The 11,925-nt window shown below is 49.5% G+C and carries 10 protein-coding genes; 6 read left to right on the forward strand and 4 right to left on the reverse strand.

The window, feature by feature from the left end; all coding sequences use genetic code 11:
- From DXZ20_RS07305 to murD, 5 genes are all read left to right on the forward strand, one after another.
- On the forward strand, positions 1–1,961 hold a 1,961-nt coding region (locus tag DXZ20_RS07305; protein ID WP_250565664.1), incomplete at its 5' end, for a TIGR02921 family PEP-CTERM protein.
- A gap of 124 nt (positions 1,962–2,085) precedes the next feature.
- Positions 2,086–2,352 (forward strand): DUF2281 domain-containing protein, encoded by a 267-nt coding sequence (locus DXZ20_RS07310; protein ID WP_163697376.1) that lies wholly within the window; start codon positions 2,086–2,088, stop codon positions 2,350–2,352.
- Positions 2,353–2,427: 75 nt separating this feature from the next.
- Positions 2,428–2,622 carry a 4-oxalocrotonate tautomerase gene (locus DXZ20_RS07315; RefSeq protein WP_163697378.1) on the forward strand — a complete coding sequence of 65 codons (195 nt, stop codon included), beginning with the start codon at positions 2,428–2,430 and terminating at the stop codon, positions 2,620–2,622.
- 190 nt (positions 2,623–2,812) lie between these two features.
- Positions 2,813–4,954 (forward strand): glycine--tRNA ligase subunit beta, encoded by a 2,142-nt coding sequence (glyS, locus tag DXZ20_RS07320; protein WP_163697380.1) that lies wholly within the window; start codon positions 2,813–2,815, stop codon positions 4,952–4,954.
- A 236-nt stretch (positions 4,955–5,190) separates the two neighbouring features.
- Positions 5,191–6,570: a UDP-N-acetylmuramoyl-L-alanine--D-glutamate ligase gene (gene murD / locus DXZ20_RS07325; RefSeq protein ID WP_163669092.1), complete on the forward strand. Its 1,380-nt coding sequence runs from the start codon at positions 5,191–5,193 to the stop codon at positions 6,568–6,570.
- A 62-nt stretch (positions 6,571–6,632) separates the two neighbouring features.
- On the opposite strand, the gene DXZ20_RS07330 is transcribed toward murD, so the two are convergent.
- Positions 6,633–7,418 (reverse strand): VOC family protein, encoded by a 786-nt coding sequence (locus tag DXZ20_RS07330; RefSeq protein ID WP_163697382.1) that lies wholly within the window; start codon positions 7,416–7,418, stop codon positions 6,633–6,635.
- A 128-nt stretch (positions 7,419–7,546) separates the two neighbouring features.
- Entirely contained in the window at positions 7,547–8,452 is a 906-nt protein-coding gene (gene puuE, locus DXZ20_RS07335) for an allantoinase PuuE (protein WP_163697385.1), read from the reverse strand.
- Between the two features lie 200 nt (positions 8,453–8,652).
- Here puuE and DXZ20_RS07340 point away from each other — a divergent pair, with 200 nt between their 5' ends.
- Positions 8,653–9,504, forward strand: a complete 852-nt coding sequence (locus DXZ20_RS07340; protein WP_163697387.1) for an aldose epimerase family protein — start codon at positions 8,653–8,655, stop codon at positions 9,502–9,504.
- Positions 9,505–9,738: 234 nt separating this feature from the next.
- On the opposite strand, the gene DXZ20_RS07345 is transcribed toward DXZ20_RS07340, so the two are convergent.
- Positions 9,739–11,592: a caspase, EACC1-associated type gene (locus DXZ20_RS07345; RefSeq protein ID WP_163697389.1), complete on the reverse strand. Its 1,854-nt coding sequence runs from the start codon at positions 11,590–11,592 to the stop codon at positions 9,739–9,741.
- Positions 11,593–11,624: 32 nt separating this feature from the next.
- Positions 11,625–11,925, reverse strand: a 301-nt coding sequence (locus tag DXZ20_RS07350) for a hypothetical protein (RefSeq protein WP_163703427.1), incomplete at its 5' end; no start/stop codon positions are given.

Raw genomic sequence — 11,925 nt, forward strand, 5'->3', positions numbered from 1 at the left:
CTGGCGTTGTCGTTGGCATCAGCTGTTTGCTCTTCGGGCTATTGCAACTGCCCCAGCCCCAGGCCCAAGCCTTTAGCTTGTTAGATGGACCTGCACCGCAAACTCCAGCTGACCGTTTAACCCTGGTCAAACAGTCAGAAACTATTCGCAAGGGGCTAGTACACGGCTATCTGTTCCGCTATCGCTATCTCGGTACTGCTGAAGAAAGCAATCAGCTGAGGGAAATGTATAAGGCGGTTTTTGATATGCCGGAAACCGATGCTCAGGTATTCCAAGACTTTCATAATGGGCTGCTGTCACCGTTTTTATATAAAGGCGATCGCAACGATGATGCCAAAGCAGAAGCGCTCTACACCAGCTTCTTCGATACGTCCATTCAAAAGGCAGAACGCACCGAAATTCGCAGCGCCCTCCAAGCAACCGCCAATCGTGACGAAACCCAAGCTGGTGTGCTGAACTTAGACCAAAAGGTCATTCGCCTGGCAGAACAGACGGTCACTGTAAAAGAAAACGGCGACTGGGCTGAACTTGAAGTTTACGAGCAATACGAAAACAAAACCGCTGATGCCCAAGAGATCTTCTACAGCTTCTCATTACCGGAAAGTGCCACCATTACGGGTCTCTGGTTGGCCGAAGCGAAAGATGGTTCTCGCTTTCCCTTCACCGTATCGCCCCGTGGTGCTGCCCAACAGGTCTATAAAGGTGAAGTTGAACGGGCAGAAACCCAACGGGCAGAAGACCCGGCATTACTGGAACAAGTTGGTCCCCGTCAATATCGTCTGCGTGTCTTTCCGATTCCTGCTGCCGTATCTACAAAAGAACCTGGTGAGCTACACCTATGGATGACCTATCAGGTACTCCAGCAAGACGGTGCCTGGCCTTTGCCCCAGCTCACCGAAAAACGCAATATCTTCTGGACTGACAAAACTATTCATCAGCGGCGGGGCAAAAACGTTCTGGTGAGTGAAGATACCTGGTTTGAACCCACCCTTCAGGCTAGGAAGAAGGCCAAACCCACGGCTCACCAGGTGCAGCTAGCGGAAGGCTATCAGGTTACGGCAACACCGGTAGCCAAAACTGTCGTACCAGGCGGAAAAAGAATCGCGGCTATCTTAGACACTTCCTACAGTATGGATAACGGTGCCCATGCTGAAGCCTTGCAACAGCTTGAAACGCTCCAAAAGCAAAACACCATAGACTTTTATCGGACAACAGCCACTGGGGAGACCTTGACACCTAGCGACGATCTCAACTCCTTGGACCTGATTGTTCCCTACGGCAGTCTGCAACCGGCAGAGATGCTGCAACAGTTTGAGGCACAGCGCCTACCAAAAACTTACGACGCTATCTTGTTGCTGACCGATGCAGGCAGCTACGAGCTAACGGAAGAGGAGTTTGAACTGCCCAAACTGTCTGCGCCACTGTGGTTAGTGCACATGGGCCATCAGCTACCCTCTGCCTATGACGACAAACTGTTAGAGGCCATCCAAGCAAGCGGTGGCGGCGTGACCACCGATGTTACCGCTGTACTACAGCGTTTAGACAAAAATGTGATCGATGGTTATGAATGGTCTGTAACAGCCAGTGATGGCACTGATCAGACAGATGAGTTTGCCCCTGTGGCTGCACGGCAGATGATTCTACAGCGCAGTCGTACGGCGGATATGACCCAGTTGGAGAATTTGGATAGGGTACACGCTGTTGCAAAACGGACTCAAATCGTGACGCCTTATTCTTCCATGCTCGTCCTGGTTAACGACCGTCAGCGAGAGCTGCTGCGCCAGGCTGAGGCGGCAGCTGACCGCTTTGACCGTGAAGTGGAGGATGGTCAGGATGCTCTGACGGATCCGTCTAACCCGCTAAATTCGGTATCTGTGCCTGAGCCGGGTTCGGTAGTGGGCATGGGTATTATTGCTGCTGGGTTGATTTTGGTGAAGCGCAAGCAATCGACTAGTCAATAGCACCAAGGAACGATTGTGTGGTCTAGCCACGTCTTGACGATTAAGGTCTTGAAAATGGCGATTGAGATCGCATGAAATCTCATTCATTCACTAGCGCACATTTACCAACCCATGGAGTTCCCCTATGAGTCGCCCCCCTCACAATTCAATACAGAGCCCAAAATCACAAACTATCGCTGATACCATTGTCCAACGGTTGAATCAGCTGCCTTTGCAACGCCAGCATCAGGTTTTGGATTTTGTGGAGTTTCTGCTACAGCGCCATAAGCTAGACAAAGCAGTTGAACCGTTTAATGATGGCGTTGAGGAAGATTTGACCATCTGGGAAGCAGCTGAAGATGAAGATTGGCTTGCTTTAGAGGCTCAACTCAGTGTTCAGAAGGACAAATAGGCGTTGACAGGTATTAGGAACTTATGGGTATTCGGTCTACTCTGGTGAGGCTGACTATCCCAATACTGACGTTCTATGCCGATTATTCGTGTTGAGATTTTGCCTGGTAGAACCGTTGAGCAAAAACGGGAACTGGTTGAGGTGTTGACTCGCGAGACCTCTCGCATTGCGGGCTGTAGTGAGCAGTCTATATATGTTGTTATTGAGGATGTGAAGAAGGAGAATTGGGGTGTTGGTGGGGAGCTATGTTCGGATAAGTTTCCTGATTAATAGAAGCGCCGGGCTTCGACTCCGCTCAGCCCTCGGATGATGACTCGACTCCGCTTAGCCCTCGGAGTATGACTCGACTCCGCTTAGCCCTCGAGTGTCGACGTTGACTGAGCGGAGTCGAAGTCAACGTTCCACAACTCCTTATTCCTGCCATAATACTAAGGTTTTACTCGACCTTTTTAGCGCACCCATGGCGACCTTCTTACTTGAAGTCGGTACTGAAGACCTCCCAGCTAGTTTTGTTAGCGATGCTCTTGAACAATGGAAAGCGAAGATTCCTGCGGAGTTGGAGGAGCAGTTGCTTAGTCCGGAGAGCATTGAGCTCTATGGCACGCCACGGCGGTTGGCATTAGTGCTGAACGGGATACCTGAGCGTCAGCCTGACCGTGAAGAGGAGGCTAAAGGTCCGTCTGTGAAGGCTGCTTTTAAGGATGGGAAACCGACTAAGGCAGCTGAGGGGTTTGCTCGCTCCCGTGGTGTCAGCATCGATGATTTTGAGATTCGTGAAACTAAAAAGGGTGAGTTTATTTTTGTCACTCAGAAAATTGCTGGGCGGGCGGCTACTGAAATTCTGACTGAGTTGATTCCTCAATGGATCCTGGGTCTAGAAGGTAAGCGGTTTATGCGTTGGGGTGATGGTGATCTGAAGTTTCCTCGTCCAGTGCGCTGGTTGGTGACGCTGATGGATGACCAGGTGCTGCCGATTACGCTGACGAATGGGTCTGAAACGTGTCGTAGCGATCGCACCTCCCAAGGCCACCGCGTCCTCCATCCCGAACCGATTACGCTACAGAGCGCCAGCGGCTACGTTGACGCCATGAAGTCCATCTATGTCGATGTAGACCCTGAAGAACGCCGCCAGAAAATTGTTGAGCAGGTGGGAAAGGCGGCCAAGTCGATCAAGGGCGAAGCCATCGTCAACCCAGAGCTGCTGAACGAGGTGATTAACCTGGTGGAGTGGCCCACTGCCATCGTTGGCACATACGATGATGAGTTTCTAGAACTGCCCTCTGAAGTGGCCATTACTGAAATGGAAAGCCACCAGCGCTATTTTCCACTTAAGTCTGGTGCTCGCCTGCTACCGAATTTCATCACCATTTCTAACGGTGACCCAGAGAAATCAGCCATTATCGCTGAGGGTAATGCTCGGGTGATTCGTGCCCGTCTTTCAGACGGGATGTTTTTCTTTAATGCAGACCGTACTCAAACCCTGGCGGACTACCTGCCTAAGTTGGAGATGGTTACCTTTGAGGAACGGCTGGGTTCCGTGCGCCAGAAGGTGGACAGAATTGTCGGGGTGGCAGGTGCGATCTCAACCCAACTCAACCTGGACGCTACCCAAACCGAGCTTGCCAATCGGGCTGCCCTGCTCTGTAAAGCCGACCTCGTCACCCAAATGGTGGGCGAGTTTCCTGAGCTGCAAGGCATCATGGGCGAAAAATATGCCCGCCACAGCCAAGAACCAGACGCCGTTGCCACGGCTATTTCTGAGCATTACCTACCCAAAGGTGCAGGGGACAGCCTGCCCCAGACTTTAACCGGTCAGGTGGTGGGCCTCGCCGACCGAATTGACACCCTGGTAAGCATTTTCAGCCTGGGCATGAAGCCAACTGGGTCTTCCGACCCATTTGCCCTGCGTCGTGCCGCTAACGCTGTTGTCCATATCATTTGGGCGGGTGAGCTGAGTCTAAACCTGAGTACATTGCTCACAGATGTGATTGCCAGCTTTGCTGCCGACCGTGATGGCGTCAATGTCGATGAGCTGCAGCACGAGCTAGAGGATTTCTTTGCCCAGCGTGTACAGACCCTACTGCAAGACGATGAGGCCATTGACTACGACTTGGTCAATGCCGTCGTCGGTGATGGGGACCTTGACTACCGTCAGCGCATGCTGAGCAGCCTTCTCGATGCTCGCGCTCGCGCCCGTTTCCTTGAGGAAATCCGCACCAATAGCACCCTCGCCAGCGTCTACGAAACTGTAAACCGGGCGTCTAAGCTAGCCACCAAGGGCGACCTAGACACCGCTACTCTGGACCCCGCAGGTGTTGTTGATGCCAGCCTTTTCCAATCTCCTTCCGAGACAGCCTTCCACGAAAGTCTGCAACAGTTAGTGCCCCAAACCCAAGCTGCTCAGGCAGAGCGTGACTATCAAAAGTTAATTGACGGTCTTAAGAAAGCGGCTCCGGTGGTGGCTGAGTTCTTTGATGGTCCCAATAGCGTACTGGTTATGGATGATGACGCTGCCATTCGCCAAAATCGACTGAATTTGCTGAGTCTACTGCGCAACCATGCCAGGGTACTGGCGGATTTTGGGGCGATTGTTAAAGGCTAGGGAATAGGGACAGGGAGGGGAGTGATTCCCAGTGAACAGGCTTCACAGAACTAAATCTGCTTCATAAGTTTTAGGGACGCATATCCTAGTTAATGTAGGCAACGTTGAACTGTAACGCTTTAGCAGATTAGAGCAGGGCCAAAAAATTTCCTTTATTCTTTACGGCCCACTCTCTACTGCCCACTCTTCCATCTAATCTGCTACATTTACTGACTTGAGATAGCAGGGAATCAACCATGGAATCAGCCAAGCTAGGTCAGTCCGAATCGCAGCCCATTGCCTATGTCATCGGCCTAGGGCTGTCTGGCGTGGCTGCAGCCCGGTTATTGAAAAAAGAAGGTTGGCACGTTGTGGTTAGCGATCGCAACAATGGCGAACGCCAGCTTGCCCAACAGGAGACATTGACCGCTGAAGGCATTGACGTCAAACTGGGTCACACATTCCCTGGCGATGATCCAATGGATCTGGCAGTCGCCAGCCCAGGTGTCCCCTGGGATGCACCTGGGCTAATGAAGGCTAGAGAAAACGGCATTATCACCATTGGTGAAATGGAGTTAGCCTGGCGGGCTCTGAGCCATTTGCCATGGCTTGGTATTACTGGCACCAATGGTAAAACGACCACCACCGAACTTGTCGCAGCCATTTTCAAAGCCGCCAAACTAAATGCCCCAGCCTGTGGCAACATTGGCTACGCGGCCTGTCAGGTTGCCCTCGATCCAGAACCTGACTGGGTACTGGCAGAACTCAGCAGTTATCAAATCGAAGCCTCCATTGGTCCTAAACCTAAAATTGGTGTTTGGACCACATTTACCCCCGACCACCTGAGCCGCCACAAAACCATTGAGAACTACTATGGGATTAAAGCTTCTCTATTAGAACGCAGCGAAAAGCGCGTTCTCAATGGTGACGATCCTTGCCTGCGAGAAACCCTGGCCAATCGTTGGGAAAATAGCTATTGGACAAGCATTGATGGTCCCAATGCCATCATGCCCTTAGTTCCCAGTACCTACATTGACCAACAAGGCTGGGTGATCCATGAAGATGAGAGAATTCTTGCTGTAGATAGCCTCAAAATGGTAGGTCGTCACAATCTGCAAAATCTTTTGATGGCTGTTGCGGCTGCCAAGCTTGCGGATATTCCCAATGAGGCCATAGCAAGTGCGATCGCAAACTTCTCTGGTGTCGCCCACCGGCTAGAATACATCACCACCTGGGAAGGTATAGATTTTATCAATGACAGCAAGGCTACCAACTACGATGCGGCAGAGGTAGGTCTCAGCTCTGTTAATAGTCCCGTCATCTTGATTGCAGGCGGTGCAGCCAAAGCAGGAGACGACACAGCTTGGCTAGAACGCATCCAGGAAAAAGTGGTTCAGGTGCTCCTCATTGGTGATGCCGCACCTCAGTTTAGCCAGCGTTTAATTGATGTCGGCTACGGTCGCTTTGAAGACGTTGGCACCATGGAAAATGCGGTGCAACGTAGTAAAGAAATTGCACTGGGCCTCAAGGCAAAAGTTGTTTTACTGTCTCCCGCTTGCGCAAGCTTTGACCAATATACAAATTTTGAAGCCCGTGGCGATGACTTCAGAAATCAATGCGAGAGATTTTTGAAATAACAGAACAACAATTTACACCCCGTGTAGGGACGTTCCATGAAACGCCCCTACACGAGATTAATTTAATCGTCTGGGTCGTTTACCTGCATCAAGGCTATGATCGCCCCTTGCGGATCTTTCACCGTTGTAAAACGCCCCGGTTCAATATCGATGGGGTCCATCAAGGCTTCTCCACCCAAACGATTCACAATTGCTAGAGATTCATCTAGGTCAACAACATTAAAATACACCGCCCAAGTCGAAGGAATCTCTGGAGGCAGCTTTGCCTTATCCATGTCAAACATGCCACAGTTATCGTGGCCCTTCACCTTAGTTGAAATGTAATTGGGTGGTTTTTCATCCACCTCAAGATCCCAGCCAAAAACAGCCTTATAAAATTCCGCTGCTTTCTCTGCCCCTCGGGTTTGCAGTTCTGTCCAACAGAAGGTGTTGACCTCATTGACCAGACCGGCACCATAAAAGTCTTTGGCTTGCCAAAGACCCACAATGGCTCCCGTCGGGTCTTTCACCATGGCCATCCTACCTGAGTCCATAATGTCACAGATGGGCATTTCAACTGTGCCACCATGGTCTTGCCAACTTTTTACAGTTGCCTCTATATCATGGGCTGTGATGTAACTACTCCAATGGGGCGGGACCTGTTGCATATTATCGGGTCTGGCAAACAGCGCGGCTACAGGGCGCTCACCCTTGAATGCCATGGAATACACACCACCTGTGTCCACCGGCATATCTTGAAACTTCCAGGAAAACAATTCTGTGTAGAACTGTTTAGCAGCTTCCTGGTCGGTGGTCATCAAATCGACCCAGCTGAATACACCATTCTCGTAACTGTCTCTGATACCCATAAGTGTCGTCTCCGGACTCAAGACAATACAAATATACTAATCATAATTCAAGCAAGTGGCTAGGTCCCCACATTACAAAATGTAGAGGCGTTGCATGCAACGCCCCTATATATAAGGCAACGCCTCTACTAGGGCTGATGGTGCTCATGCCAATGCTGCGCAATCTCCACCCGCCGACATACCCAGACGTCTGGGTGCTGCATCACATAGTCCAAAAATCTTCCGAGAGCAGCAGCCCGTCCCGGTCGCCCTGACAATCGACAGTGTAGTCCTACACTCATCATTTTGGGTGCCGTCTCCCCTTCGGCATAAAGCACATCAAACGCATCCTTTAGATACGTAAAAAACTGATCGCCCGAGTTAAACCCCTGATAGGTGGCAAACCGCATATCGTTGTTATCCAAGGTGTAAGGAATCACCAGATGGGGACGACCATAGTCCTGATTCCAGTAAGGCAGATCGTCTGCATAGCTATCAGCATCATAGAGAAAGCCCCCTGTTTCCACCACCAGACGCCGGGTATTCGGGCTCAGTCGACCTTGATAAAAGCCTAGGGGACGGCTACCGATAACCTGAGTGTGAATTTCAATGGCTTTGCGAATATGTGCCCGTTCAGTGTCTTCGCCCACATATTGATAATCAATCCAACGATAGCCATGGCTGGCCACTTCCCAGCCTGCCTCCACCATGGCTTTGCCAGCGGTAGGATTACGCTCCAGGGCCATCGCCACCGCATAGACCGTCACCGGCAGGTTGCGCTGGGTAAACAACCGATGCAATCGCCAAAATCCCGCACGACTGCCATACTCATACATGGATTCCATGTTGATATTGCGCACCCCTGGTAGTGGAGCTGCCCCCACGGTTTCAGATAGAAAAGCTTCAGAGGCTGGATCGCCATGCAGGATACAGTTTTCGCCTCCTTCTTCATAATTGATAACAAACTGTAGCGCTAGTCGAGCGTTATTGGGCCATTGAGGATGGGGAGGATTTTGACCATAGCCAATGAGATCACGGGGATAGCCAGCAGACATATAGCAGCAAACCTCGATAGTGAATAAAGGTTAGCCAGAATATTAGCGTAAGGAGAAAGTAGAAACGGATTCTGTATAGATTGTGTACGCAGGCAACCGGGCAACAAAGCCCATAAAGATTCCGTGGTGGTGTCCCAGATTGCATGGCAAAAGGAATATCCTATGGCAGTGTTTAGAAGCAACGCCCCGAGGAAACCCCTATGAGTACTATTACGACTGAAAAACAGCAGTATTTAACCTATTTATTGACTGATGGCGATTCCCAGGTGGCTGTAGTACCAGAGCGTGGGGGCATCGTCACTAGCTGGCAAATCCAGGGAAAAGAGGTCTTCTATCTAGATACAGAACGATTCAAAGATCCTAACCTCTCGGTGCGAGGTGGTATTCCATTACTATTTCCCATTTGCGGCAACCTGGTAGACGACACCTATACCCTTGCAGGCGAAACCTACATGCTTAAGCAGCATGGCTTTGGCCGCACATCGCCGTGGGAAGTAACCCAAAAATCCACCGATGATGGAGCTAGTTTAACCATCACGCTCAAAAGCAACGATGAGACTCGCGCTGTTTATCCTTTTGATTTCCAGTTAGACTTTATTTACACCCTTAAAGGCAATACATTGGAGCAGCGTTTCCGTCACACAAATTTGTCTGGCCAGCCCATGCCTTTTTCGACGGGCACTCACCCATATTTTGCAGTAGCCGATAAGACCAAGCTCGTCTTCGAAATCCCGTCTACCGATTATAAAATCAAGGGTGGTAGAGATGTATTTGCTTATAATGATCGATTTGATTTTGATCAAGAAGAGATTGACTTTGCTTTCATTAATCTTGAAGGACAAACAGCCACTGTAAAAGATGGTGATACTACATTAACCATCTCCTATGACGAGAATTATTCCACCCTGGTTTTCTGGACCGTAAAAGGAAAAGATTTTTATTGTCTAGAGCCTTGGAGTGGTCCTCGCAATGCTATCAATACCGGCGACTTTTTGCTAAGTGCAGCCCCCCAAGAAACTGTGGAAACTGTGATTTCTATGACCATTAGCTAGAGGGTATCAGGCGTTAGGGGTCAGAGTTCTAGTAGCTCACTGAACCCTGACCCCTAACGCCTAAGTCTGCAAGCTGCCATCTGACACCCATCCGAATTCATTAAACCTGATTAAAATGGACCATTCTGTAGGGGCACTCCCTTGTGGATGCCCTGCGATACCGAGCGCTATCAGTCAGGATTTTGTATGAGAGAAAATTGTAATTGGTGACAGTCGTTATCAGCAGTACTCAGCTTAATTGCCTGGTGTAATAGGAGCTAGGTGAATAGCCCGGTTAACGCTTGCTTTATGCTCAAAGGGTGTGAATGTTCTAACCATCTGTCTTGCAACTGAAGAGTATTTAAGCAACGTTTCATCTACGCTATGGAGATCCATGATATAGACCTTATTGCCTAGCTGTCGGGCAATGCGTTCCCCTTTTACCGGCTTACCCCTATTATCATTGCCGTACCAAGCTTTGCACACAAAGCCTTCGGGTGGAGGAGTGCAAGCACTACCATCGCGGTATCGAACATGTTTAAAGTCGGGTACATCTTTTAGGACATATTCGCTGAATTCATCTGTTGGTATAGGACTTTGAATAGTTGTTACATTAATTGTCCCCGTAAAATGACCATCTAATGATTTAAAAACTACTTTGTCTATGGTGTCAGATTTAATCTCTTCCACTGTGTAAGATTTGGGAATGACGACTTGATATAAGTTGTGAGGGTGATTATAAAGCGTTGAAGAATTAGATATTAGTTGTGGATTGCCTATGGGTGATTCGGTATCGGGAATTTGAGCATCACGATCCTGGGTATCGGGAATCTCAATAGTGGGGATATCAGGATTATTGATAGTTGGGTTAGAAGAGACGTTTGTGAATAGTGCGATCGCACCAACGATAACCCCAACGCCTGCAATACTCCCCATTAACCACAGAAAGTTAATCGACTTAGACTGTGGTTTCTCCTCAGGAGACAATAACGGTGAGATTTGCTGAACTACAGGTGCTGGTTCAGGCTGAGGGGCTGGCGTTGGTTCAGGTGAGGGGGCAAATTTTGCCTCTATCGGCGCTACATCCACATTTTCTAACCCTAAGACCTGTTTAAACCGATCGAGTTCGCTACGGGTTATTTGGGTAATCGGCTGCTGCTTTTGAACGGCTTGAGTAAACGCAGTTTCATATTGCTGCAAACGTTGTTGATATTCCTGATAAGGATGCAGGACTTCTGCCTCAATGGTGGCCGCCTCATCAGCTGAAATGCCCAACTGCTTTTGTAAGACATTAAGGGTGGAGCGACCAATGGCTGAGATCTCACCACGGCTAGCAAACTGTTCTATTTCTTTGCGATAGCGCAGTTTAGGATCATTTATCGGTGCTTGAGCCACATGAATTTTAAACCCTTCTTCTACGATGTAGATTTTGGGCCTCATTGCTGGAGCGGCTTCTTGCACCTTGGCGCTGGCATATTCATGGAGCTCATCAATGGAGATAAACCCATCATTGTCAGTGTCGGCTGCACCAGTTTGAATGCCTTCGATAATAAATCGGGTATAAACCGATAGGGTTTCTTGATCTTGTTCAAAGGAATATTGTGTTGAAGAAGAAGACGTGAGAACGGCCCGACCTTCTCCACCTAGCTGGGTTTGCAGGTCAACCGTATCATCACTTTTAGTCTGCATCCCTTCCGCAAAGGCCCCACTAAAGCAACAGTCTAAAATAATGACTTGCCGTTTACAGCGGCTATTGTCCATGATGTCGTGGAGAAAGCTAGCTGGCACTGCCGTGGCTTTCACCAGCTCGCCCCTAGCATTTTTACGGGTTAGACGGGTAGCAAAATACAAGCGGCCCCTATCGTCTTTAATGCCATGGCCCGAAAAAAAGACTAATGCCAAGTCTTCTTTTTTTCGGCCTGAAAAAATAACTTCAACCGCTTCCTGTAACTCTAGGGGGTCAGGGTTTTCAAGGACCTGAATTTCATCAAAATTGCCTTGCTGCTCCAGGACTTGTTTCATGGCAGCAGCATCCTTAACAGCGCCAGGGAGAGGGGCCAAGCCAGCTTGATACTCACTGACACCTACAATTAAAGCGACCTTAGCCATACTTACGCTCTCTCCCTATGTGATGCTAGCCATTAGGCTGCAATGAATGCCTGAGCCTGTTGAATAGCAGCTTCTAAGTCGGCCCGATTGCTGGCACTGACCTTGAGCTTTTTACCGTTGCCTTCTACCTCCAGCTCAATAGTCTTTCCACCTAGACGGTCGCGCAGAAATTCGAAGGCTTGTTTAGCATTGGCTGCATTGACTTCAGCGGTGAGGACACCCACTAAAAAGCCACCCAAAGACTTATTCCCAATGGGTGGGCTAGGATCTTTGACGCGGGCAACGACTACATCTTCCAGCTCTCGAATTTGTGGCAAGAGCTTATCCACTTCC

Origin of the sequence: Adonisia turfae CCMR0081 (assembly GCF_011009555.1) — a bacterium.
Taxonomy (GTDB): Bacteria; Cyanobacteriota; Cyanobacteriia; order Phormidesmidales; family Phormidesmidaceae; genus Leptothoe; species Leptothoe turfae.